The organism is Comamonas sp. BIGb0152 (assembly GCF_024809975.1).
Lineage (GTDB): Bacteria > Pseudomonadota > Gammaproteobacteria > Burkholderiales > Burkholderiaceae_C > Comamonas.
Window position 1 is genome coordinate 1 of the sequence record NZ_JANUDY010000010.1, and the last position, 23073, is coordinate 23073.

Annotated in this window: 20 protein-coding genes and 1 tRNA gene; 17 read left to right on the forward strand and 4 right to left on the reverse strand. The window is 62.8% G+C overall.

Annotated features, from left to right (window positions below):
* Positions 1 to 17 precede the first annotated feature (17 nt).
* A tRNA-Asp gene (locus M2375_RS17935) sits at positions 18 to 94 on the forward strand.
* A 135-nt stretch (positions 95 to 229) separates the two neighbouring features.
* Here the strand turns inward: M2375_RS17935 and M2375_RS17940 are convergent.
* From M2375_RS17940 to M2375_RS17950, 3 genes are all read right to left on the reverse strand, one after another.
* Positions 230 to 988, reverse strand: coding sequence for a 3-hydroxyacyl-CoA dehydrogenase (locus M2375_RS17940; protein ID WP_259169282.1), 759 nt, complete (start codon positions 986 to 988; stop codon positions 230 to 232).
* 107 nt (positions 989 to 1095) lie between these two features.
* The gene (locus M2375_RS17945) at positions 1096 to 2145 is read right to left on the reverse strand and encodes an extracellular solute-binding protein (RefSeq protein ID WP_259169284.1); all 1050 of its coding nucleotides are present in this window, start codon (positions 2143 to 2145) and stop codon (positions 1096 to 1098) included.
* Between the two features lie 351 nt (positions 2146 to 2496).
* Complete coding sequence (locus M2375_RS17950) at positions 2497 to 3054, reverse strand: phasin family protein (RefSeq protein ID WP_259169285.1); 558 nt, start codon at positions 3052 to 3054, stop codon at positions 2497 to 2499.
* A gap of 396 nt (positions 3055 to 3450) precedes the next feature.
* Here M2375_RS17950 and M2375_RS17955 point away from each other — a divergent pair, with 396 nt between their 5' ends.
* From M2375_RS17955 to rhuM, 14 genes are all read left to right on the forward strand, one after another.
* Complete coding sequence (locus tag M2375_RS17955; RefSeq protein ID WP_404979347.1) at positions 3451 to 3906, forward strand: acyl-CoA thioesterase; 456 nt, start codon at positions 3451 to 3453, stop codon at positions 3904 to 3906.
* Between the two features lie 165 nt (positions 3907 to 4071).
* Positions 4072 to 5325 (forward strand): nicotinate phosphoribosyltransferase, encoded by a 1254-nt coding sequence (gene pncB, locus M2375_RS17960; RefSeq protein WP_259169288.1) that lies wholly within the window; start codon positions 4072 to 4074, stop codon positions 5323 to 5325.
* 128 nt (positions 5326 to 5453) lie between these two features.
* Positions 5454 to 6896 (forward strand): sodium:proton antiporter, encoded by a 1443-nt coding sequence (locus M2375_RS17965; RefSeq protein ID WP_259169532.1) that lies wholly within the window; start codon positions 5454 to 5456, stop codon positions 6894 to 6896.
* Positions 6897 to 6915: 19 nt separating this feature from the next.
* Positions 6916 to 7911 carry a D-glycerate dehydrogenase gene (locus M2375_RS17970; RefSeq protein ID WP_259169289.1) on the forward strand — a complete coding sequence of 332 codons (996 nt, stop codon included), beginning with the start codon at positions 6916 to 6918 and terminating at the stop codon, positions 7909 to 7911.
* Positions 7912 to 7999: 88 nt separating this feature from the next.
* Positions 8000 to 9574 (forward strand): DNA recombination protein RmuC, encoded by a 1575-nt coding sequence (gene rmuC, locus M2375_RS17975; protein ID WP_259169290.1) that lies wholly within the window; start codon positions 8000 to 8002, stop codon positions 9572 to 9574.
* A 53-nt stretch (positions 9575 to 9627) separates the two neighbouring features.
* On the forward strand, positions 9628 to 10887 hold the full coding sequence (locus tag M2375_RS17980; RefSeq protein ID WP_259169291.1) for an MFS transporter: 1260 nt from the start codon (positions 9628 to 9630) through the stop codon (positions 10885 to 10887).
* 92 nt (positions 10888 to 10979) lie between these two features.
* Entirely contained in the window at positions 10980 to 11333 is a 354-nt protein-coding gene (locus M2375_RS17985; protein WP_259169292.1) for a single-stranded DNA-binding protein, read from the forward strand.
* Between the two features lie 78 nt (positions 11334 to 11411).
* Complete coding sequence (tmk, locus tag M2375_RS17990) at positions 11412 to 12107, forward strand: dTMP kinase (RefSeq protein WP_259169293.1); 696 nt, start codon at positions 11412 to 11414, stop codon at positions 12105 to 12107.
* Between the two features lies 1 nt (position 12108).
* Complete coding sequence (locus tag M2375_RS17995) at positions 12109 to 13152, forward strand: DNA polymerase III subunit delta' (protein WP_259169294.1); 1044 nt, start codon at positions 12109 to 12111, stop codon at positions 13150 to 13152.
* Between the two features lie 97 nt (positions 13153 to 13249).
* Positions 13250 to 13624, forward strand: a complete 375-nt coding sequence (locus M2375_RS18000) for a PilZ domain-containing protein (RefSeq protein ID WP_021027879.1) — start codon at positions 13250 to 13252, stop codon at positions 13622 to 13624.
* Positions 13625 to 13779: 155 nt separating this feature from the next.
* Positions 13780 to 14586: a TatD family hydrolase gene (locus tag M2375_RS18005; protein ID WP_259169296.1), complete on the forward strand. Its 807-nt coding sequence runs from the start codon at positions 13780 to 13782 to the stop codon at positions 14584 to 14586.
* Positions 14583 to 15395: an ankyrin repeat domain-containing protein gene (locus M2375_RS18010; RefSeq protein WP_259169297.1), complete on the forward strand. Its 813-nt coding sequence runs from the start codon at positions 14583 to 14585 to the stop codon at positions 15393 to 15395. Before M2375_RS18005 ends, M2375_RS18010 begins: the two co-directional genes overlap by 4 nt.
* A 90-nt stretch (positions 15396 to 15485) precedes the next feature.
* On the forward strand, positions 15486 to 18002 hold the full coding sequence (locus tag M2375_RS18015; RefSeq protein WP_259169298.1) for a heavy metal translocating P-type ATPase: 2517 nt from the start codon (positions 15486 to 15488) through the stop codon (positions 18000 to 18002).
* A gap of 48 nt (positions 18003 to 18050) precedes the next feature.
* Complete coding sequence (rhuM, locus tag M2375_RS18020; RefSeq protein WP_259169299.1) at positions 18051 to 19031, forward strand: virulence protein RhuM/Fic/DOC family protein; 981 nt, start codon at positions 18051 to 18053, stop codon at positions 19029 to 19031.
* A gap of 90 nt (positions 19032 to 19121) precedes the next feature.
* Here the strand turns inward: rhuM and fabI are convergent, their stop codons facing one another.
* Positions 19122 to 19922, reverse strand: coding sequence for an enoyl-ACP reductase FabI (gene fabI, locus M2375_RS18025; protein ID WP_259169300.1), 801 nt, complete (start codon positions 19920 to 19922; stop codon positions 19122 to 19124).
* Positions 19923 to 20044: 122 nt separating this feature from the next.
* Here fabI and M2375_RS18030 point away from each other — a divergent pair, with 122 nt between their 5' ends.
* On the forward strand, positions 20045 to 21883 hold the full coding sequence (locus M2375_RS18030; protein ID WP_259169301.1) for an extracellular solute-binding protein: 1839 nt from the start codon (positions 20045 to 20047) through the stop codon (positions 21881 to 21883).
* Positions 21884 to 22017: 134 nt separating this feature from the next.
* Complete coding sequence (locus tag M2375_RS18035; RefSeq protein ID WP_259169302.1) at positions 22018 to 23046, forward strand: microcin C ABC transporter permease YejB; 1029 nt, start codon at positions 22018 to 22020, stop codon at positions 23044 to 23046.
* Positions 23047 to 23073 lie beyond the last annotated feature (27 nt).

Sequence of the window (23073 nt, forward strand, 5' to 3'; positions counted from 1 at the left end):
AGCAAAGCTTCCTGCCAGGAGTGGTAGTTCAGTTGGTTAGAATACCGGCCTGTCACGCCGGGGGTCGCGGGTTCGAGTCCCGTCCACTCCGCCAGATTCCGAAAGCCTTCTTGTCATGCGGCAAGAAGGCTTTTTTCATGGCTGCTGCATGTCTGCCGCACAGAAAAAGCCGATCGCTGGGTTGCCCAGCAGATCGGCTTTTTGCCTGCAAGGCCCGCAGGCCCCGGGATTACTTGGGTGCCAGGCGAATGGCGCCATCGAGGCGAATCACCTCGCCGTTGAGCATGTCGTTCTCTACGATATGTTTGACCAGCTTGGCATAGTCCTCGGGGGTGCCCAGGCGGCTGGGGAAGGGCACGCCCGCTGCCAGTGCGTCCTGCACTTCCTGGGGCATGCCAAACAGCATGGGGGTGCCAAAAATGCCGGGGGCAATGGTCATGTTGCGGATGCCGCTGCGCGCCAGATCGCGGGCAATCGGCAAGGTCATGCCCACTACGCCACCCTTGGAGGCGGCGTAGGCGGCCTGGCCGATTTGGCCGTCATAGGCAGCCACGCTGGCCGTCGAGATCAGCACGCCGCGCTCGCCAGTGGCTTCGGGTTCGTTGTGGCCCATGGCTTCGGCGCAGAGGCGGATCATGTTGAAGCTGCCGATCAGGTTGACCGTGATGGTCTTGCTGAACACCTCCAGCGAATGGGCGCCCTTTTTGCCGACAGTCTTTTCTGCCGGTGCAATGCCTGCGCAGTTCACCAGGCCAAACAGCTTGCCCAGCGATACGGCCTTGCTCACCACAGCCTGGGCTTGCTCGGCGTTCGACACGTCGCATTGCACAAACGCGCCACCCAGCGCTTGCGCCAGTGCCTGGCCTTTTTCGGCCTGCATGTCGGCGATGACGACGGTCGCGCCTTCTCGCGCCAGCATGCGTGCCGTGCCTTCTCCCAGGCCCGATGCGCCGCCTGTGACGATAAATACCTTGTTGGCGATGTCCATCGCTGTGTCTCCTGCTTGTTGAATCAGGCCATCTTAGCTGAGCCAGCCCCTGCGAGCGGGCACAAAAAAAGCCCGCGAACGGGCTTTTAGTGACAGAGTAGGGGTGCTTATTGGAAGCCTGCGCGGTCCAGCATTTGCTGGACCTTGGCCATGTTGCTGCCCACGGCGCTGATGGGGATGGTTTCGCTCTTGAAGGGCTTGTCCTGGGTCATGGCCTTGAGCGCAGGGTTGTCGGTCTGCACATTCTTGGCGGCGGGCCACTCGTTGTTGCCGTTGGCGAAATAGGTCTGGGCTTCCGGGCTGGCCAGGTACTCCAGGAACTTGACGGCGTTGTCCTTGTTCTTGCTGTACTTGGCGACTGCGCCACCGGCGATGTTCAGGTGCGTACCCCAGCTGCTTTGGTTGGGAAACACCACGCTGACCTTGTTGGCGACTGCGACATCGTCGGGGTTGCTGGAGCGCATCAGGCGCGCGAAGTAGTAGCTGTTGGTGACGGCGATATCGCATTCACCGGCAGCGACGGCCTTGATCTGGTCGGTGTCACCGCCCTTGGGTGGGCGTGCCAGGTTGTCCTTGACGCCTTGCAGCCACTGCTGGGCCTTGGCTTCGCCAATGTGCTCGGTCACCGCGCCAAACAAGCTCAGGTTGTAGGGGTGCGAAGCCGAGCGGATGCAGATCTTGCCCTTGTTCTTGGGGTCGGCCAGCTTCTCATAGCTGTCCACGTCTTCGGCGTTCACTTTGGCCTTGTTGTAGGCAATGACGCGGGCGCGGGTCGACAGGCCGAACCAGGTGATGCCACCATCGGCTTCCGGTTGGGCACGCAGGTTGGCAGGGATCACCTCTTCGAGCTTGGCCGAGCGGATCGGCAGGAAGAGCTTGTCTTTTTCGCCGCGATAAAGGCGTGCGGCATCGACCATCAGCACCACGTCGGCGGGGGAGGCGGCGCCTTCAGCTTTCAGGCGGGCCACAATGCCTGCGTCGTCAGAGTCCACGCGGTTGATCTTGATGCCAGTCGCTTTTGTAAAGTTGTTATAGAGCGCTTCATCGGTCGCGTAGTGGCGGGCAGAGTACAGGTTGACCACTTCCTGGGCGTGTGCAGTTGCGGCAGTGGCTGCCGTGATGGCGCAAGCCAGTGCAAGGATTTTGAAAGAATGCATAGGGCAAGACGTCTCTGTAAAGTTGGATGTGCGATCTTAATTGAAACAAGAATTGTTTCTATTTAAACCATTGCAGCGCCTGTGCTTATTCAGAGGGTCTTAAGTGCCGGCCTGTTAAGAGCCACTTGCAGGTATCGGCGGTAGACAAAAAAAAGCCCGGCAAGGCCGGGCTTTAAAAGGATCCAAGAAACCAGGTTTCGAAAAGATCCAAGGAGACAACTGGGTGCACTGAATGCATCAATGCAATAGGTGTATTCTAGGGTTTACCCTTGTCTTTGTCCAGAGGCTGGGCCCAAATTTGACCAAACTGTAGGTCTTGGGCCACACACCGCCTCCGTTCACAGGCCTGAATTAACGGCGTTTGGCGGTAGCAGCGCTGACGTTGCCTGCAGCCTTGACGGCGTTGTTGGTGATGGTGTTGAAGTTGGTTTCTGCCACTTCACCCGCTTGCTTGACAGCCTTTTGCACGGAGTCATAAGCGTTGTTGGCGGCAGCCACAGCGGTCTTCATCACAGCGACGGCGCTTTCGGAGCCGGCAGGTGCATTCTTGGCCGCGGTGTCGACAAATTCGTTGAACTTGGATTGGGCTTCAACGGCCTTGTTCTCGAAAGCCTTGCTGAATTCCAGGCTGGTGGCAGCAGCGATTTCGTACAGGTGGCGGCTGTAAGCGGCGGTCTTTTCAGCCATGGGCTGCAGCAAGCCGCTTTGCACGCTCATCAGGTCTTGGGCGTTCTTGGCATCCAGCACGGCCGAGGTGTTGGCCGATACGTCGGACAGGGCAGCGCGCGTAGCGGCCACGTTCAGCTCCACCAGCTTTTCCACGCCTTCGAAGGCCTTGTTGGTCAGGCCCAGCAGGGTTTCCAGATTTGCCTTGTGTGCAGCCAGGATTTGGTCAGGGGTCAATGCCATGTTCATACTCCGTCTCGAAAGAAGTTGTGAAGGTACAAGTCCGGGCACGGTACGTGTTCCGGATAGTTGTGCATTGCTCAGAAATTTGCTGCACTGCACAATGACTCTATTGTTGGGCATCTGCGCGTCTTTTGCAAGCCTTTTTTGTGCAGTGCAGCAAAAAAGGCTTTCTGGTTTGATTTCAATCACCTACCATTGTTTTGTTGGTTGATAACGCAACAAATCCAGGCACCATTCAGCCAGGCCGTCAACGAGTCATCTGCAGTTGTAGTGCAGCCATGTGACAGCGCGATGGCAGCCGATGCAGGGGCCTGTCCCCAACGATGCATGGCGGTGCTGGCGCTCGCCAGCCGCCCACCTAAAATGCCTCCCAACTCTGTGACCAGGATCGCCACGATGTCTTCCCAGCAGCACTCCGAGCGGCCCCAGCCGCAGACCCGTTCTGCCTACGCGCAGTTTGTGCGTGTCACCACGCGCTGGTCGGACAACGATGCCTACGGGCATGTGAACAACGTCGTCTACTACAGCTGGTTCGATACCGCCGTCAACCGCCTGCTGATCGACAAGGGGGTGCTCGATATTGAAGCGAGCCCCTGTATTGGCCTGGTGGTGGAGACCCAGTGCCATTATTTTGCGCCGGTGTCCTATCCGCAGGATGTGGATGTCGGTGTGCGTGTGGCGCACCTCGGTCAAAGCAGTGTGCGCTATGAACTGGCGATCTTTGTGGCAGGCGAATCGCAAAGCGCCGCCTGTGGCCATTTTGTGCATGTGTATGTGGACCGCAGCAGCCGCCGCCCCGTGGCGCTGCCCCCGGCCACACGTGAGGCGCTGCAGGCCTTGCAGGTGTCCTAAAGGCCCTTGCCCTGCCTTGCAACAGGGCAGCGGGCAATCGCCTACACTTGCCGCTGTTGCGACCTTATGAAAAAGGCGCGGGGTTGAAAAGATGAGACATGGCGTCTGCCTGTGGCGGCTGGTTGGCTGCTGCGGGTGCTGGCGCGCAACCCTGTGCTGCCAACCATGATTATCCAAAGTCTGCTGGACACTGACCTGTACAAGTTCACCATGATGCAGGTAGTGCTGCACCATTTTCCGGGGGCACAGGTGGAATACAAATTCCGCTGCCGCAACCCCGGTGTGCAACTGGCACCTTATGTGCAAGAGATTCGCGCAGAAATCCAGCACCTGTGCAGCCTGCGCTTTGCCGATGACGAATTGGCCTACCTGCAGTCGCTGCGCTTTATCAAAAGTGATTTCATTGATTTTCTGCGGCTCTACCAGCTCAAGGAAAAATACATCACGGTCAGCCCCTTGCCTGGTGGCGAGATCGACATCACCATCACCGGCCCCTGGCTGCACACCGTGCTGTTCGAGATTCCGGTGTTGGCCATCGTCAACGAGGTCTACTTTCGCAACACCCAGCCCGAGCCCGACTGGGCCGAAGGGCGCCGGCGTTTGTCGGCCAAGATCACCGCCATGCGTGAGCCGGGGCTGGAGGCGCTGAAGATCGCGGACTACGGAACGCGCCGGCGCTTCAGCCATCGCTGGCAGCGCGAGGTGCTGGGCAGCCTGGTAGGCGGCTTGGGTGTGGCCACCCACCCGGCCTTGCCTGGTGAGCGGCGCGGCCAGTTGGCCGGTACCAGCAACACCTTGTTTGCCCAACAGCTGGGCTTGACGCCCCTGGGCACCATGGCCCATGAATACCTGCAGGCCTGCCAAGCGCTGGGCCCGCGTCTGCGCGAGAGCCAGATCTACGGCTTTGACATGTGGGCCAAGGAGTACCGGGGCGATCTGGGCATTGCGCTGTCCGATGTCTATGGCATGGATGCCTTCCTGCGCGACTTTGACCTGTACTTTTGCAAGCTCTTTGATGGCGCGCGGCATGACAGCGGCGACCCTTTTCTGTGGGGCGAGCGCCTGATTGCCCACTACAAGCTGCACAAGGTCGATCCCCTGACCAAGATTTTGATCTTCAGCGATGCGCTGACGATACCGCGCACGATTGCGCTGTTTCAGCGCTTCCAAGGCCGCTGCCAACTGGCCTTTGGAGTGGGCACCAATCTGACCAATGACCTGGGCTACGAGCCGCTGCAGATCGTCATCAAGATGACCCGCTGCAACGGCCAGCCGGTGGCCAAGATCTCGGACACGCCGGGCAAAAGCATGTGCGACGACGAGAAGTACCTGGCCTATCTGCGCCAGGTGTTCAATCTGTCGCCCAGCCAGCATGTGCCGCCCCAGGGCGTGGCCCCCGCGCCTGCACGTGCGGGTTAATCGGGATAGCGGCGGCTCTGCTGGAGAGGCCTTTCCCCTTGGCTGCTGACTAAAATCACCGGGCTGCGTGAGCCCCGGTGTGTGCCGGGCTGCCAAGCATGGAAAAGCACAAACACAAGGAGCAGGCGATGGCGCAGTTAGGGCAGCGATGTGGGGGCTGGAATCGAGGCTGGGGCAGGGCAGTGCTTGCCGCTTTGCTGGCGGTGCCAGGATGGGCCAGCGCGGCCACGCTCAATGGTGCTGACCTGTCGCTGCTGTGGGGCGTGCCGTTTGCTGGCATCTTGCTGTCGATCGCGCTGATGCCCTTGTTTCTGCCCCGCTTTTGGCACCACCATTTTGGCAAGGTGGCTGCTTTTTGGGCGCTGGCATTTTTGCTGCCGTTTGCGGCGGTGTTCGGCCCCGGGCTGGCCGTCGGTAGCCTGGCCCATGCGCTGGTGGCCGAATACATTCCCTTTGTGATCTTGCTCACCGCCTTGTTCACCGTCTCGGGCGGTATCTACATTCGCGGCAATCTGCATGGCGCGCCCGGTTTGAACACGGCCATCTTGGCGATTGGCGCCGTGCTGGCCAGCTTCATGGGCACCACCGGCGCCTCCATGCTGCTCATCCGCCCCCTGATCCGCGCCAATGATGCGCGCAGAAGTTGCGCGCATGTGGTGGTGTTCTTTATCTTCATCGTCTCCAACGCCGGGGGCTCGCTCACGCCGCTGGGCGATCCGCCGCTGTTCCTGGGATTTTTGAAGGGCGTGGATTTCTTCTGGACCGTGCGCCATATCTTTGCCGAAACCTTTTTCCTGGTGGCCTCGCTGCTGGTGATCTTCTATTTGCTGGACCGCTACATGCTGCGCTTTGATACGCCGATGCCGCACAGCGACCCCACGCCCGACACCCATGGCCTGGGCTTTGAGGGCAAGATCAATTTTGTGCTGCTGGGCGCGGTGATTGCACTGGTGCTGATGAGCGGGTTTTGGAAGTCCGATATCCAATGGGAAGTGGCTGGTGTGGTGGTGGGCCTGCCATCCGTTTTGCGCGACCTGGGGCTGATCATGGTGGCCGTGCTGTCCTTCAAGCTCACGCCGGCCTCTGCCCACGCGGCCAACCAGTTTGACTGGGGCCCGATGCAGGAAGTGGCCAAGCTGTTTGCCGGCATTTTCCTGACTATCATCCCCGTCATCGCGATGCTGCAGGCGGGCACCAACGGGCCTTTTGCTGCCGTGGTGCGCGCGGTGACCCGGCCCGATGGAACGCCCGACCCGGCGATGTACTTCTGGGCGACAGGCCTGCTCAGCAGCTTTTTGGACAATGCGCCCACCTACCTGGTGTTCTTCAATACTGCCGGGGCTGATCCGCAGGTGTTGATGACCTCGATGGGCAGCACCTTGGCGGCTATTTCTGCGGGTGCGGTCTTCATGGGTGCCAATACCTATATCGGCAATGCCCCCAATATGATGGTCAAGGCCATTGCCGAAAGCCGTGGGGTGCGCATGCCCAGCTTCTTTGGCTACATGGCCTGGTCCTGCGCCATCCTGGTGCCGCTGTTTGTCGTGATGACTTTTATCTGGTTCCGCTGAACCCCCGAGGAAACTGCCGATGTCCCGCCCGAAAATTCTGATTGCCCGCGCCATTTCTCCCGAAGTGGTCACTGTGCTGGAGCAGCACTTCGACGTCCGCGCCAACCAAGACGATGTGGCCTGGTCGCCCAGCGAGCTGGCCGAGCGCCTGCAAGGTATGGATGGCGTGCTGACCACTGGCTCGCAACGCATTGATGCGGCCTTGCTGGCCGCCTGCCCGCAGCTGCAGATTTGCGCCAATATGGCCGTGGGCTACAACAACTTTGACGTGGCCGCGATGACGGCGGCCGGCGTGCAAGCCACCAATGCGCCCGATGTGCTGACCGAGACCACCGCCGATTTCGGCTTTGCGCTGCTGATGGCCACGGCCCGCCGCATCACCGAGAGCGAGCATTTTCTGCGCGCCGGCCAGTGGAAGGACTGGCGCTACGACCTGTTTGCCGGTGCCGAGGTGCATGGCAGCACCTTGGGCATTTTGGGCATGGGCCGCATTGGCCAGGCCATTGCCCGGCGCGGCGCCCATGGCTTTGGCATGCAGGTGGTGTACCACAACCGCTCGCGGCTCAGCCCCGCGTTGGAGGCCGATTGCAAGGCCCGCTATGTGGGCAAGCAAGAGCTGCTGAGCACCGCCGACCACCTGGTGCTGGTTGTGCCCTACACCCCTGAAGCCCACCACACGATCGGCGCGGCCGAGATCGCCAGCATGAAGCCGACTGCCACGCTGATCAATATCGCGCGCGGCGGTATCGTCGATGATGTGGCGCTGGCCAAGGCCTTGGCGAACCAAACCATCGCCGCTGCCGGCCTGGATGTGTTTGAGGGCGAGCCTGCGGTACACCCCGACCTGCTGGCACTGTCCAACGTGGTGCTGACGCCGCATATCGCCAGCTCCACCATGGGCACGCGCCGGGCCATGGCCCAGCTGGCGGCGGACAACCTGATCGCCTACCTGGGCGGCCAGGCGCCGGTCACGCCGGTCAATACCCTGGCGCAAAGCCGTCGCAGCCCCGATTGAACCAAAATATTTCAATAAACATAGCTGTTTGTGCCCAGCAGATGGGCGTAAGCAGCTATTATTTTTGCAGTCTTCTCAACAACGGGGAATGGTTGTGAATCTGGATCTGGATCGCTCGCTGCTCAGCCTGGTGCTGCTGGCTTTGCTGTTGCTGGCGGCCTTGGCCAACTTGCTGATCTTGTGGCTGCGCCGGCCCAAGCTAGACCTGGGCGATGCCTGGTTGCAGCAGCAGGAGCGCCAGGCCCGCGACCAGCAGCAGACGGTGCAGGCCCTGGCGCGCAGCGAAGGCGCGCTCAGCCACTTGTCGCAACACCTCAGCCTGCAACTGCGCGAGCTGAACCAGGGCAGCCAGGATGTGATGGGCGAGTTCCGCGAATCGCTGGAAGCGCGCATGGCGCAGAGCCTGGCCGAATCCCGCCTGGGGCGCCAGGAGCTGACGCAGGCGCTGGCCGGGTTCGAGACCCAGCTGGCCCAGCGCCTGGCCCACCTCGATGCCGCCATCAACCAGCGCCTGTCGGTGCTCGATACCTCGCTGACCCAGAGGGTCGATGCGCTCACCCGTGCCAACCACCACAGCCTGACCACGCTCAAGACCGATGTGCAGTCGCACCTGGCGGGCCTGCAGGACGGGGTAGGGCGCCAGCTCGCGCAGCTGCTGCAGTCAAACCAGCAGCAGGCCGAGCAGCTGCGCGGCACGCTCAATGAGCGCCTGGCCAGCATCCAGAGCGACAACGCCAGCAAGCTCGAAGAGATGCGCAAGACGGTGGATGAAAAACTGCATGCCACCTTGGAGCAGCGCCTGGGTGAATCCTTCAAGCTGGTCAGCGACCGCCTGGAGCAGGTGCACAAGGGCCTGGGCGAGATGCAGACCCTGGCCGGCAGCGTGGGCGACCTCAAGCGTGTGATGACCAATGTCAAATCACGCGGCACCTGGGGCGAGCTGCAGCTGGGCATGATCATCGACAACGTGCTGACCGCCCAGCAGTACGCGAAGAACGTCAAGACCGTGCCGGGCAGCGATGAGATGGTGGAGTTCGCCATTCGCCTGCCGGGCCACAGCGACGACAAGCCGGTGTGGTTGCCCATCGATTCCAAGTACCCGGTGGAGCACTACCAGCGCCTGATGGATGCGCAAGAGAGCATGGACAAGGCGGCGATCCAGTCGGCCAGCCTCGGCTTCGAGAACTCGATCCGCCTGGAAGCCAAAAAGATCTACAGCAAGTATGTGTCTCCCCCCAATACCACCGATTTTGCGGTGCTCTACCTGCCCACCGAAGGCCTGTTTGCCGAGGTGATGCGCCGGCCGGGTTTGGTGGAAGCCTTGCAAAACGACTGCCGGGTGATGGTCTCCGGGCCTGCCAATCTGGCGGCGATGCTCAGCAGCCTGCAGATGGGTTTCAAGACCCTGGCCATCGAAAAGCGCAGCTCCGAGGTGTGGGCGGTGCTGGGCCAGGTCAAGACGGAGTTCTACAAATTTGGCGAGGTGGTGGAGGCCACGCGCAAATCGCTGGACCAGGCGGCCAAGAAGTTCGAGCAGGTCGATGTGCGCACGCGGGCGATCAAAAAACGGCTCTCGCATGTGCATGAGACGCCGAGCGCCGGCGAGAGGGCTCCATTGACCACGGATACGGACGAAGGCGACAGCGCAGCCGCCCTGCCTTAGCAGACAATGCAGGCCAAGCAAGCGCCAAGTGCCCAAGGTGCTGAGAGGAACGCGTGAATCGCGAGTTGATACGGCTGATCATCGGCCAGTTTTTTGTCCATACCTGCATGACAGGCACGCGCTTGGCAGCCCCGCTGCTGGCTCTGCGCGATGGCTACACCCCCGGCGCGGTGGGGTTCTTGCTCAGTCTTTTTGCGCTGACCCAGGTGTTTCTGGCGCTGCCGGCGGGCCGCTACGCCGACCGCCATGGCTTTAAGAAACCCATGCTGGCGGCGATTGCGCTGGCCTTGGTGGGCACCGCCATCGGTGTGGCCTTTCCCCGCTTTGAGGTGCTGTGCGTATCGGCGCTGCTGACGGGTGCCGGCTGCGGCATCTCCATCATCGCGCTGCAGCGCCATGCTGGCCGCGTCGCCCATGAGGCCAGTGAGCTGCGCCAGATCTTCAGCTGGCTGTCGCTGGGCCCGGCGATTGCCAATTTTCTGGGGCCCATGGTGACCGGGCTGATCATCGACCACTCCACCGGACAGGCGGGCAACAACCTGTCTTACCGCATCGCTTTTGCGGTGCTGGCGTTGTTCTCGGTGGTGGCCTGGTGGTGTGTGCGCAGCGCCCAGGAGGTGGCGCCGGCGCCCCCCAAGAGCAATGGCCAGCCGCACCATGCCTGGGACCTGCTGCGCGAGCAGTCCTTCCGGCGCTTGCTGATCGTCAACTGGCTGGTCGCGTCTTGCTGGGATGTACACACCTTTGTCGTGCCCCTGCTGGGCCATGACCGGGGGCTGTCGGCTTCCGAGATCGGTGCCGTGCTCGGTGTGTTTGCGCTGGCCGCCTTTGTCATTCGGGTGCTGTTGCCCGTTATCTCGCGCCATCTGCGCGAGATGACCGTGGTGATGGCCGCCATGGTGCTGACGGCCGCCATCTTTGCCATTTACCCGCTGATGCCCAATGCCTGGGCCATGGCCTTTTGCTCCGCCCTGCTGGGTATCGGCCTGGGCAGTGTGCAGCCCATGGCCATGAGCATGCTCCACCAGATCACCCCGGAAGAGCGCCACGGCGAAGCCGTGGGCTTGCGCCTGATGCTGATCAATGGCTCCAGCGTGTGCATGCCGCTGATGTTTGGTGCCGCAGGGGCGGCCATCGGTGTTGGAGGGGTTTTCTGGGTGATGGGCGCGCTGGTCGGGGCGGGCTCGCGCATGGCCTGGGTGCTGGGCAAAACACCGCTGCCCACGTTCAGGACCTTGGACGGCGCAGCGGTGCGGCCGGTGGCGGGCCCGGAGCAGGCCGAAAAGCCGGCACAGCCGCCTCGCCATCCATGATGTCTGCAGCGCTGGCGTTCTGTGCGTTGGCATCTGGGCCGGAGCGGCGGCACAAGCGGCTAAACTGCAGGGCTTGAATGGGGGATTGAAGCATGATGGATGGATTGGTATCCGGGCGCGTACTGGGCCAGCCGGTGGAGCGCAGCAGTAAAACCGGCAAGCCCTATGCGCTGGCCAAGGTGCGTGCCAATGCCGGCGCGGGCGATGGCGAGATGCTGATTGTCAACGTCATCGCTTTTGACGATGCGCCGGTCGCTGCGCTCCTGGGACTGGGCGATGGCGACAGTATCTGCCTGTCGGGCAGCCTGACGCCCAAGGTCTGGGTGGACCGCGATGGCGTGACCCGCCCCAGTGTCGACATGGTGGCCCACCAGGTCCTCACGGCCTATGCCGTGGCGCGCAAGCGCGGCCTGGCTGGCGATGCCGACTTTGACGCGGCACCCTGAGGCAGCGGTGGTGGTATCGGGTACATGCGTCGCTGCCGTCTGCGGCAGGGTTTGCGGACACGTACAATCTGGCGCAGCATGACTCCATCCTCTCCCGCATCTTCTCCAGCTGCATTGCGCGGCCTGTTCATCAGCTTCGAAGGCATCGACGGTGCCGGTAAATCCTCGCACATCCAAGGCCTGCACGATGCCTTTTTGGCCGCAGGCCGCCAGGTGGTGTGCACGCGCGAGCCCGGGGGCACACCGCTGGCTGAAAAGCTGCGCGCACTGTTCTTGCAGGAACCCATGGATGCCTTGACCGAGGCCTTGTTGGTGTTTGCCGGCCGGCGCGACCACCTGCAGCAGGTGATCGAGCCGGCACTGGCGCGCGGTGATGTGGTGCTGTGTGACCGTTTCACCGATGCCACCTTTGCCTACCAGGGCGCCGGGCGCGGCTTTGACCGGCAGGTGCTGTCGGTGCTGGAGCATATGGTGCAGGCCCGGCCCGAGCTGGGCGAAGGCGTGCTGCGCCAGCCGGACCTGACGATCTGGTTTGACCTGCCCACGGACGTAGCCGCCGAGCGCCTGGCCGGTGCCCGCGCGCCCGACCGGTTTGAAGCCGAACCCCAGCAATTTTTTGCCCGGGTGGCGGCCGGTTACGCCGAACGCGCCCAGGCGCAGCCCGAGAGATTCGCGCGCATCGATTCTCACCAGTCCAAGCCGGCGGTATGGCAGGCGGTGCGCCAGGCCGTTGAGGCCCATGGCTGGCTGGCGGCCGGCCAGGTGGGAGGCTGACATGGCCACCGCCAAGAACACCGCTGCGGCCGAGGCCGCTACACTGGCGCCCGCGCCCACCGCCCCCTGGATTGCCCGGCAGCGCGAGCTGTTGCTGGCCCAGCGCGGCCATGCCTGGCTGCTGCAAGGCCCCTCGGGCCTGGGCCAGTTTTCGCTGGCTATGGGCCTGGTGCGTGCCTGGCTCTGCGATGCGCCGACGCCGCAAGGCGCCTGTGGCCAGTGCGCCAGCTGCCATGCGATCGATGTGCATGCCCATACGGACCTGTGTGTGCTGATGCCCGAGACCGAAATGCTGGCACTGGGCTGGCCGCTGCCGGAAAAAGCCCAGGCCGATATCGACGACAAGAAGCGCAAGCCGAGCCAGGAGATCCGGGTGGACGCGATGCGCGATGCGGTGGAGTTCACCCAGCGGACCTCGGGCCGGGGCAAGGGCAAGGCGGTGTTGGTGTTCCCGGCGGAAAAAATGAATGCCGTCACCGCCAATGCGCTGCTCAAAACCCTGGAGGAGCCACCGGGCGATGCCCGTTTTGTGCTGGCCACCGAGGCCGCGCACCAGCTGCTGCCCACCATCCGCAGCCGCTGCCTGGCCCACACCATGCAATGGCCCGATGCACAGTCGGCGCGCGCCTGGCTGCTGGCGCAGTCGGTGCCGCAAGACCAGGTGGATGCGCTGCTGCAAGCCGCGGGTGGCCGCCCTGACGATGCGCTGGCGCAAATGCAGGCCGGCCGCTCGCCCCAGGTCTGGAAAAAACTGCCCAAGGATTTGGCCAATGGCCAGCCCGGTGCGCTGGCCAGCCTGTCCGCGCCCGAGGTGGTCGACGCCTTGCAAAAGCTTTGCCACGATTTGCTGATGCTGCGTGTGGGGGCGGCGCCACGATTTTTTGATGCCGCTGATCTGCCGGCACCCCCTGCGCTGGCCGTGCTGGCGCGATGGAGCAAGGCCTTGATGCAGTCGATGCGCACGGCCACGCACCCTTTCAACCAGGGGCTGATGCTCGAGGCCCTGGTCGCGCAGGCGGCCAGCGTGCTGCAGTCACGGCGCTGAGCCGGCTCCATCGGCCGGTGTAACAGGGCCGCTAACTGGCCTTTGTTTGCGCTGGCATCTGCAAATTGACTGCAAAATTTGGTTATCCTTAGAATCTATGAACAGTCCTACCCCCGCACCGGGCACGGCCAGTGCTCGCCCCAGCGTGTTGCAACTGGCCATCAAGGAAAAGGCCGCGCTGTATGCGGCCTACATCCCCTTGTTCAAGGAAGGTGGCATCTTTGTACCCACGCCCAAGGACTATGCGCTGGGCGATGATGTCTACCTGCTACTGACCCTGCCGCAGGATCCGCAGCGCTACCCCATCGCCGGCAAGGTCGGCTGGGTCACGCCGGCGGGTGCGGGCGGCAACCGCACCCAGGGGATTGGCGTGCGCTTTCCCAAAGACCCCAAAACCGATGAATTGCGTTACAAGATTGAACAGATCTTGGGCACAGCCTTGCAGGCTGACCGCGCAACCCAGACGATTTAGGCCCCGGCTTGGTGCCTTGTCTTGCCCCGATGTCCGAGCCGGGCTGACAGGGTTTTACAGTGGTGGGCGGCGGCAGCGCAGCCAGAGCGCGGACAATGGCAGCAGTTTTTGTATTTGGACTGCGGCGCTTTGCCCGACTGCAGCGTTCACGACCGATGTTCACCGACTCCCACTGCCACCTCAACTTTCCCGAGCTCGTTCAGGACTTGCCCGCCATCCGCGCCAAGATGGACGAGGCGCGGGTGACCCGCGCGCTGTGCATCAGCTGCACGATGGAGGAGTTCCCCGACGTGCATGCGCTGGCGATGCGCTATGACAACTTCTGGTGCAGCGTGGGCGTGCACCCGGATACCGAAGGGCTGACGGAGCCTTCCGTGCAGGACCTGGTGGAGCGCGCGGCGCTGCCCCGGGTGGTGGCCATTGGCGAGACTGGGCTGGACTACTACGGCATGGAAGACCGCAAGGGCGGGCGCACGATTGCCGATCTGGAATGGCAGCGCGAGCGCTTTCGCACCCATATCCGTGCCGCCCAGCAGGTGCGTAAACCGTTGGTGATCCACACCCGCAGCGCATCTGACGACACCTTGCGGCTGCTGCGCGAAGAGGGCGAGACCGGTGGCACGAATGCCGCAGGCGGTGTGTTCCACTGCTTTACCGAGAGCATGGAAGTTGCCCGCGCAGCGCTGGACCTGGGTTTTTACATCTCTTTTTCCGGCATCATCACCTTCAAGAAGGCCCAGGATCTGCGCGATGTGGCCGCCTTTGTGCCCGAAGACCGTTTGCTCATCGAGACCGACAGCCCCTACCTGGCGCCGGTTCCCTTTCGGGGCAAGACCAATATCCCCGCCTATGTGCCGCATGTGGCCGCGCAGATTGCCCAGGTGCGCGGCACCAGCGTGGAAGCGGTGGCCGAAGCCACCAACCGCAATTTCGATCGACTCTTCAGCGGAGTGCTGTCATGAAGCTGCCTGCTAGCCCTGGTTCTTTGTCTGTGCTTCGCGCGGCCTGCGCGGCGGCCTTGTGGCTGGCCTGCGCGGCCGCCCAGGCGGGCTCTTATGACGATTTCTTCACCCGCATCATCCGCGACGATGCCAAGGGCATCGAGGCGCTGGTGCAACGCGGCTTTGACCCCAATACCGTCAGCGAGAAGGGTGAGACGGGCCTGACCCAGGCCTTCAAGCTCGACTCCTACCGCGCTGCCAAGGGCATGATTGCGCTGCCTGCGACCCAGGTGAACCTGGCCAATGCCAAGGGCGAGACACCGCTGATGATGGCGGCCATCAAAGGCCAGGTCGATCTGGCCAAGGCCTTGATTGCCCGGGGCGCCGATGTGAACCGTGAGGGCTGGACGCCGCTGCACTACGCGGTATCAGCCCCCAGCGAAGACGGCTCGGATCTGCAGATGGTGGCGCTGCTGCTGGAGCAACATGCCTATATCGATGCCGCATCGCCCAATGGCACGACGCCGTTGATGATGGCGGCGCAATACGGCACGCGCAGCGCCGTGCAGTTGCTGATCAAAGAGGGCGCCGACCCCAGGCTGAAAAACCAGCAAGGCCTGACGGCCAGTGATTTTGCCAGCCGCGCCGACCGCTCGGAAGTGGTGGCCTGGCTGAGCCAGGCCGGCGCCGCAGCGCCAGGGGCGGGTGCAAGCGCGGGGGCAGCAACTGCAAGCAGCACGGCCGTGCCCAAGCCGCAGCCCGGCACCTATGTGCCGCAGAAACCGGCGTTCCCCCAGGAAGGCCGGCGCAAGATCCAGAGCAATTGGTAATGCGGCCGATAGCGCTGCGGGTCGGGCGCTTTCAGCAGTGGGCTGCAGGGGCTTGACATTCACACCATGGCAATCTTTAGAGTGGCTGCCATGGATAGAAAGACCCCCGCCATGCGCACCCAGACCTCCTCCTCTCCCCCACTTTTGCAACTGCCGATTGAGGGCATGACCTGCGCCTCCTGCGTCGGCCGTGTCGAGCGCGCACTCCAGGCCGTGCCTGGGGTGCAAAGCGCCCATGTCAATCTGGCCACCGAGCAGGCCAGCCTGCAGTTGGGCGACCAGGCGCCAGCCGCGCAGGTGCTGGCCCAGGCCGTGGCCGCCGTCAACAAGGCTGGCTACAGCGTGCCTGCGCAGTCCTTGGTGTTGCAGATTGAGGGCATGACCTGCGCGTCTTGCGTCGGCCGGGTCGAGCGTGCGCTGCAGGCCGTGCCTGGTGTGCAGACGGCAGCGGTGAACCTGGCGACCGAGCGGGCCACACTGCAGCTGCAGGGCGGGGTGAGCGCCGAGCAACTGCTGGCCGCCGTGGCCAAGGCCGGCTATGCCGCCCGCCCGCTGCCCCAGGCGGCTGAGGCCGGCGCGGCTGCCGATGCCCATGACGCCCAGGCCCAGCGCCAGCAGCAGGCCCAGCAAAGCCTGCAGCGTGATTTGCTGCTGGCGGCCGTGCTGGCGGCCCCTGTGTTTGTGCTGGAGATGGGCGGCCATATGCTGCCGGGCTTTCACCACTGGGTGGCCCAGTGGCTGCCCCAGCAGAGCAATTGGCTGCTGCAGTGGCTGCTGACCAGCCTGGTGCTGGCGGGCCCTGGACGCCGCTTTTTCCGCCTGGGGCTGCCGGCGCTGCTGCGGGCAGCGCCCGATATGAATTCGCTGGTGGCGGTGGGCACTTTGTCGGCCTATCTCTACTCGCTGGTGGCCACCTTCGCGCCCACGGCTTTGCCAGCCGGCACCGTGCATGTCTATTTCGAAGCGGCCGCGGTGATCGTGGTGCTGATCTTGCTGGGCCGCTGGATGGAGGCGCGTGCCAAGGGCAATACCTCGGCAGCGATCAAGCGCCTGGTGCAGCTGCAGGCCAAGACGGCCTGGGTGATGCGCGATGGCGATTGGAAGTCGCTGGCCATTGCGCTGGTACAGCCGGGGGATGCCGTGCAGGTGCGCCCGGGCGAGCGCATTCCAGTCGATGGGCGGGTGACCGATGGCCAGAGTTATGTCGATGAATCAATGATCAGCGGCGAGCCCGTGCCAGTGCACAAAACCACGGGCGCACAGGTGGTCGGCGGCACCATCAACCAAAAGGGCGCCTTGACCTTGGAGGCCACCGAGGTGGGCGGCAACACGGTGCTGGCGCAGATCATTCGCATGGTCGAGCAAGCCCAGGGCGGCAAGCTGCCGATCCAGGCCGTAGTCGACAAGGTGACCATGTGGTTTGTGCCGGCGGTCATGGCCGCTGCGCTGCTGACCTTTGTGCTCTGGCTGCTGCTGGGCCCAACGCCAGCGCTGAGCCTGGCGCTGGTCAATGCGGTCGCTGTGCTGATCATTGCCTGCCCTTGTGCGATGGGCCTGGCCACGCCGACCTCGATCATGGTGGCCACCGGCCGTGCGGCCCAGCTGGGCGTACTGTTCCGCAAAGGTGAGGCCCTGCAGTTGCTCAAGGACGCCCAGGTCGTCGCCGTGGACAAGACCGGCACCTTGACCGAAGGCCGGCCCGCGCTGACCGACCTGGTGCTGGCACCGGGCTTTGAGCGCGCAGCCGTGCTGGCGGCGGTGGCTGCGGTCGAGAGCCAGTCCGAACACCCGATTGCGCAGGCCATTGTGCAGGCCGCCCAGGCCGAAGGCCTGCAGATACCGCCGCTGGCCGGCTTTGAATCGCTCACCGGCTTTGGCGTGCGCGCCGATGTCGCGGGCGTGCGGGTAGACGTGGGCGCGGACCGCCTGATGGCGCAGCTGGGTGCCGATGTGGCGGTGTTCGGGGAGGACGCTGCCCGCCTGGGCGCCGAAGGCAAGACGCCGCTGTATGCCGCTCTCAACGGCCAGCTGGCTGCGATGATTGCCGTGGCCGACCCGATCAAGCCCACGACGCGGGCGGCCATTGATGGCCTGCATGCCATGGGGCTCAAGGTGGCGATGATCACGGGCGACAACCGCCGCACCGGCGAGGCGATTGCCCAACAACTGGGCATTGACGAGGTGGTGGCCGAGGTGCTGCCCGATGGCAAGGTGGCCGCTGTCAAGCGGCTGCGGGCCACGCATGGCGCGCTGGCCTATGTGGGCGATGGCATCAACGATGCGCCTGCCTTGGCCGAGGCCGATGTGGGCATTGCCGTGGGCTCGGGCACCGATATCGCCATCGAGTCGGCCGATGTGGTGCTGATGGGCGGCGACCTGCGCGGTGTCGTCACCGCCATCGGCCTGTCGCGCGCTGCCATGCGCAATATCCACCAAAACCTGTTCTGGGCCTTTGCCTACAACGTGGCGCTGATACCGGTGGCGGCGGGCCTGCTGTACCCCGTCAACGGCACCTTGCTGTCGCCGGTGTTTGCGGCGGGGGCCATGGCGCTGTCGAGTGTGTTTGTGCTGGCCAATGCGCTGCGGCTCAAGCGTTTTAAAGTTTGAGGTGATGAAAGGAATGGCGCTTCCCTTTGTTCTGATGTAATACCAGACATGACTGACAACGTTCATCCTATTGCCATCTACTCTGGGCCGCAGGGCATGGTGGATGTGCGGGTACAAGGCGATACCGTCTGGCTCAGCCAAGAGCAGATGACTCAGCTTTTTGGTCGAGAGCGCTCTGTGATCACGAAACACATCCGCAATGTGTTCAAGGAGGGGGAGTTGGCGGAGGAAAGCAATGTGCAAAATTTGCACATTGCTCATTCCGACAAGCCAGTGCGCTTTTACAACTTGGATGTCATCATCTCTGTCGGGTACCGTGTCAAGTCGCAAGAAGGCGTGCATTTTCGCAGGTGGGCGACGGGCGTGCTTCATGAGCATCTCACGCGCGGCTATACCCTTCATCGCCACAGATTGGAAGCAAACGCCATAGAGCTGCACGCGGCACTAGAGCTGGTGCGCAAGGCAGCACAGATGCCTGAACTGACGGCTGAAACCGGCCGCGGCCTCTTAGATATCGTGACGCGCTACACCCATACCTTCTTATGGCTACAGCGCTACGATGAAGGATTGCTAGCCGAGCCGCTTGCTCAGCAGGGCGGTCGGCTGCCCACCGTTGATGAGGCTTGGGCGGCGCTTGGCAGCCTCAAAGCGAATTTAGTGCTACGAGGAGAGGCCACCGAGCTATTTGCGAAAGAGCGGGACGACGGATTAGCTGCTCTGTTGGGCAATCTGGACCAAAGCATCTTTGGCGAACCCGCCTATCCCAGTGTGGAAGCCAAAGCGGCACATTTGCTGTATTTCGTGATCAAGAATCATCCATTTGCGGATGGAAACAAGCGAAGCGGTGCATTTTTATTTGTCGAATTTCTGCATCGCAACGGACGCTTGCTAGGCCCTGATGGTCAGCCTGTGATCAATGATGTGGGTTTAGCAGCCCTGGCACTTTTGGTGGCTGAATCCGACCCTACGCAAAAGGACGTCCTGATTCGTCTGATCATGCATATGTTGGCAAAAGGGAATGTCGCTTGATGGATTGAGCATTGCGTCTCCGCTCAATGAACGGAAGCAAAAAGCCCCGCAGGCTCCAAGCCTGCAGGGCTTTTGTTCAAGCGCAAAGGCTTAGACCTGGTCTGCCGACAAGCCAGCCGTCTGGCTGAAGCCACCGTCCACATAGGTGATCTCGGCAGTCACGCCCGAGGCCAGATCGCTCAGCAAGAAGGCGGCGACATTGCCCACGTCTTCGATGGTCACATTGCGGCGCAGGGGCGAGGCATCGGCCACACGGCCGAGCAGCTTGCCAAAGTCCTTGATGCCCGAGGCGGCCAGGGTCTTGATCGGGCCGGCGGAGATGCCGTTGGCGCGGATGGCGCGGCCGTCTTCGGTGCGGCCCACGGCTTCTGCCAGGTAGCGCACCGAGGCTTCGAGCGATGCCTTGGCCAGGCCCATGGTGTTGTAGTTGGGGATGGAGCGCAGGGCGCCCAGGTAAGACAGGGTCAGCAGGGACGACTTGTCATTGAGGTAAGGCATGGCGGCCTTGGCCAGCGCAGGGAAGCTGTAGGCGCTGATGTCATGCGCAATGCGGAAGCCTTCGCGCGACAGACCATCGAGGAAATTGCCGGCAATCGCCTCGCGCGGTGCAAAACCGATGGAATGCACAAAACCGTCGAACTTGCCCCAGGTGGCGGCCAGGTCGGCAAACATTTTTTCAATCTGGGCGTCGTCGGCCACATCGCAGTCAAACACCAGCTTGGAGTCAAACTCGGCGGCGAACTCGCTGATACGGTCCTTGAAGCGTTCACCCACGTAGCTGAAAGCCAGCTCGGCGCCTTGCTGGTGGCAGGCCTTGGCAATGCCATAAGCGATAGAGCGGTTGGACAGCACGCCCGTGATCAGCAGTTTCTTGCCGGTCAGAAATCCCATTGTTGTTCTCCTGATGAGTTCCAGGCCATACAGAAATGGCCAAAAAAGAGGTGGGCACCGGCGCCAAGCGTTTCTCGGGGGTAAACGCTTGCACAGGTGGCCAGCTAGGGCAGAATTGTCGCATGCGATTCTGCCTTCCGCTGATTTTGTGTGCTGCTGCGGCAGCACCTGCATGGGCCAGCCATGCCTACGCCCTGTGGGGCGAGCCGCGCTACGCGGCGGATTTCAAGCATTTTGCCTATGCCAATCCCGATGCGCCCAAGGGCGGCGAGCTGCGCCTGGTCAGTGCACTGCGCTACTCCACCTTTGACAAATACAACCCTTTCACGATCAAAGGCTCGCCCCCGGCCTATCTGACCGAGATGCTGTTTGACAGCCTGCTGGTGGCCAGCCTGGACGAGACGGCAACCGGTTATGGCCTGCTGGCGGAGGACATCGATGTGGCCGGCGATGGCATGTCGGTGACTTTCAAAATACGGCCAGCGGCGCGCTTTCACAACGGCAAGCCGGTGCAGGCCCAGGATGTGAAGCACAGCTATGAGGCGCTGATCAGCCAGAACGCCAACCCCGGCTACAAGACTTTGCTCGCTGATGTCGATGGCTGCGATGTGATCGATGCGCGCACCGTGCGCTTTCGCTTCAAAAAGCCCAACCGCGATCTGCCGCTGACGGTGGGTGGCTTGCCGGTCTTCAGCCGCGACTGGGGCCTGGGGCCCGATGGCAAGCCCAAGCCTTTTGACCAGGTGGTGACCGATATGCCCATTGGCAGCGGCCCCTACAAGATCGGCCCGGTCAACTTTGGCCGCGACATCACCTATGTGCGCGACCCCAGCTACTGGGGCAAGGACCTGCCGGTGCGGCTGGGCAGCGCCAATTTTGAGCGGATCACGATCAAGATCTACAAGGACAACACGGCCAAGCTGGAGGCGCTCAAGGCTGGCGAGTTTGATGTGATGCGGTTTTTTAGCGCTGGTGACTGGGCGCGGCGCCTGTATGGCAAGCGCTTTGACCGGGGTGAGCTGCGCAAGGGGGACTTTGCCAACAAGCTGCCGTCCGGCTTTCAGAGCTATTTTCTCAACCTGCGCCGCCCGGTGCTGCAGGATGTGCGCGTGCGCGAGGCCCTGGGCCTGGCCTTTGACTACGAGTGGATGCAGCGCCAGCTTTTTTATGGCGCCTATGAGCGGGTGCATGGCCTGTTTGGCAACACGGTCTGCGAAACGCATGGCAGCCCCAGCGATGCCGAGCTGGCCTTGCTCAAGCCCTTTGAGAAAGACCTGCCCGCCGGCACCCTGGGGCCCCTGCAAGACCCGCCCCGTACCGACCAGGGCAGCAGCCTGCGCGACAACCTGCGCAAGGCGCAGGCCCTGTTGGCGGATGCGGGCTGGAAGGTGGACACGAATGGCGTGCTGCGCAATGCCAAGGGGCAGGCGCTGGAGCTGGAGTTTCTTGACAGCAATGAAGGCGGCATACGTACCGTGTCGACCTGGATGCGCAATCTGGAAAAGCTGGGCATCAAGCTGCGGCTGCGGGTGGCCGATTACGCGCTCTACCAGCAGCGGGTCGACAAGTTCGACTTTGACCTGATCTCGGTGAATGTGCCGGGCACCAATATCCCGGGCCAGGAATACGCCGAGCTGTTTGGCAGCGCTGCGGCCGACCAGGATAGCTCGGGCAATTTCATCGGCCTCAAGAGCCCGGCGGTCGACGCGATGATTGCCAAGATGGCCAGCGCCAAGAGCGAGCAGGAGCTGCTGCCCGCCTGCCATGCGCTGGAGCGCATCATCGTCGCCGGCCACTACCTGATTCCGCAGTGGTATGCCGCCAGCCACCGGGTGGTGTATGACGCCTGGCGCCTGGTCGAGCCGCCGCAGGTGCCCGCCTATGTGCCAGGAGAGACCTGGCTGATGTACTACTGGTGGGCGCGCATGCCGCCGCTTACCGCCGCAACGGCCAAGCCTTGAACCCGCCCGATGCCGTGCCTGGCCGTTATATGATCCTTCTCACCGCCCCAGCGCGCCTGCCGCGCTGCCCAGGCATTTTCTGCCACAGTGCCACGGCGCTTGCCCGCCCGTGCTGACATTGGAGCCCGCCCCGCATGTTTGCCTACATCCTCAAACGTTTGCTGCTGATGATTCCCACCTTGTTTGGGGTCTTGCTGCTGACCTTTGTGGTGATCCAGTTTGTGCCCGGTGGCCCGGTTGAGCAGTATCTGGTTGAGGCCAAGGCCGGTGGCAACCGCGGCGCCGAAGGCGCTGGCATGGCCTACCGGGGCGCGCAAGGCATTGACCCCAAACGGCTTGAAGAGATCAAGGCCTTGTACGGCTTTGACAAGCCACCGGCCGAGCGCTTTGTGCAGATGCTGGGCCAGTTCGCCCGCTTCGATTTGGGGAACAGCTTTTTTCAGAACAAAAGCGTCTGGCAGCTGATCAAGGACAAGCTGCCCGTCTCCATCAGCCTGGGGCTGTGGACCTTTTTCATCAGCTACCTGATTGCAGTGCCACTGGGCATTGCCAAGGCGGTGCGTGCGGGCAGCCGTTTTGACATGGTCACCACGGTGATCGTGCTGGTGGGTTATGCGATACCGGGCTTTGTGCTGGGCGTCGCCCTCTTGGTGATCTTTGGCGGGCAGCTGCAGTGGTTCCCGCTGCGCGGGCTGACCTCGTCGGGCTGGGAAGAGATGGGCTGGGCCGCCAAGCTGGTGGACTATCTCTGGCATATCACCTTGCCGGTGACGGCGATGGTGGCCGGCAGCTTTGCGGTGACTGCCATGCTCACCAAGAACGCTTTTCTGGAAGAGATCCGCAAGCAGTATGTGGTGACGGCCAAGGCCAAGGGCCTGAGCGAGCGCCAGGTGCTGTGGCGCCATGTGTTGCGCAATGCCTTGCTGCCGATTGTCACGGGCTTTCCCGCCGCGTTCATTGGCGCCTTCTTCACGGGGGCCTTGCTGATCGAGACCCTGTTCTCACTCGATGGCCTGGGGCTGCTGGGCTATGAAAGCGTGATTCGGCGCGACTACCCCGTTGTGCTGGGTACTTTGTACCTGTTCACCCTCATTGGCTTGCTCACCAAGCTGGTCAGCGACCTGTGCTACGTGTGGGTGGACCCCCGCGTGAAGTTTGACTGATGTGCACGCGCACGCAGCCTGTCCATC

Bases quoted from the DNA above. Each gene is read 5' to 3' on its own strand.
- M2375_RS17940 (WP_259169282.1), bottom strand. From the start codon at position 988: ATGGACATCGCCAACAAGGTATTTATCGTCACAGGCGGCGCATCGGGC.
- M2375_RS17945 (WP_259169284.1), bottom strand. From the start codon at position 2,145: ATGCATTCTTTCAAAATCCTTGCACTGGCTTGCGCCATCACGGCAGCC.
- M2375_RS17950 (WP_259169285.1), bottom strand. From the start codon at position 3,054: ATGGCATTGACCCCTGACCAAATCCTGGCTGCACACAAGGCAAATCTG.
- M2375_RS17955 (WP_404979347.1), top strand. From the start codon at position 3,451: ATGTCTTCCCAGCAGCACTCCGAGCGGCCCCAGCCGCAGACCCGTTCT.
- pncB (WP_259169288.1), top strand. From the start codon at position 4,072: ATGATTATCCAAAGTCTGCTGGACACTGACCTGTACAAGTTCACCATG.
- M2375_RS17965 (WP_259169532.1), top strand. From the start codon at position 5,454: ATGGCGCAGTTAGGGCAGCGATGTGGGGGCTGGAATCGAGGCTGGGGC.
- M2375_RS17970 (WP_259169289.1), top strand. From the start codon at position 6,916: ATGTCCCGCCCGAAAATTCTGATTGCCCGCGCCATTTCTCCCGAAGTG.
- rmuC (WP_259169290.1), top strand. From the start codon at position 8,000: ATGGTTGTGAATCTGGATCTGGATCGCTCGCTGCTCAGCCTGGTGCTG.
- M2375_RS17985 (WP_259169292.1), top strand. From the start codon at position 10,980: ATGATGGATGGATTGGTATCCGGGCGCGTACTGGGCCAGCCGGTGGAG.
- tmk (WP_259169293.1), top strand. From the start codon at position 11,412: ATGACTCCATCCTCTCCCGCATCTTCTCCAGCTGCATTGCGCGGCCTG.
- M2375_RS17995 (WP_259169294.1), top strand. From the start codon at position 12,109: ATGGCCACCGCCAAGAACACCGCTGCGGCCGAGGCCGCTACACTGGCG.
- M2375_RS18000 (WP_021027879.1), top strand. From the start codon at position 13,250: ATGAACAGTCCTACCCCCGCACCGGGCACGGCCAGTGCTCGCCCCAGC.
- M2375_RS18005 (WP_259169296.1), top strand. From the start codon at position 13,780: ATGTTCACCGACTCCCACTGCCACCTCAACTTTCCCGAGCTCGTTCAG.
- M2375_RS18010 (WP_259169297.1), top strand. From the start codon at position 14,583: ATGAAGCTGCCTGCTAGCCCTGGTTCTTTGTCTGTGCTTCGCGCGGCC.
- M2375_RS18015 (WP_259169298.1), top strand. From the start codon at position 15,486: ATGGATAGAAAGACCCCCGCCATGCGCACCCAGACCTCCTCCTCTCCC.
- rhuM (WP_259169299.1), top strand. From the start codon at position 18,051: ATGACTGACAACGTTCATCCTATTGCCATCTACTCTGGGCCGCAGGGC.
- fabI (WP_259169300.1), bottom strand. From the start codon at position 19,922: ATGGGATTTCTGACCGGCAAGAAACTGCTGATCACGGGCGTGCTGTCC.
- M2375_RS18030 (WP_259169301.1), top strand. From the start codon at position 20,045: ATGCGATTCTGCCTTCCGCTGATTTTGTGTGCTGCTGCGGCAGCACCT.
- M2375_RS18035 (WP_259169302.1), top strand. From the start codon at position 22,018: ATGTTTGCCTACATCCTCAAACGTTTGCTGCTGATGATTCCCACCTTG.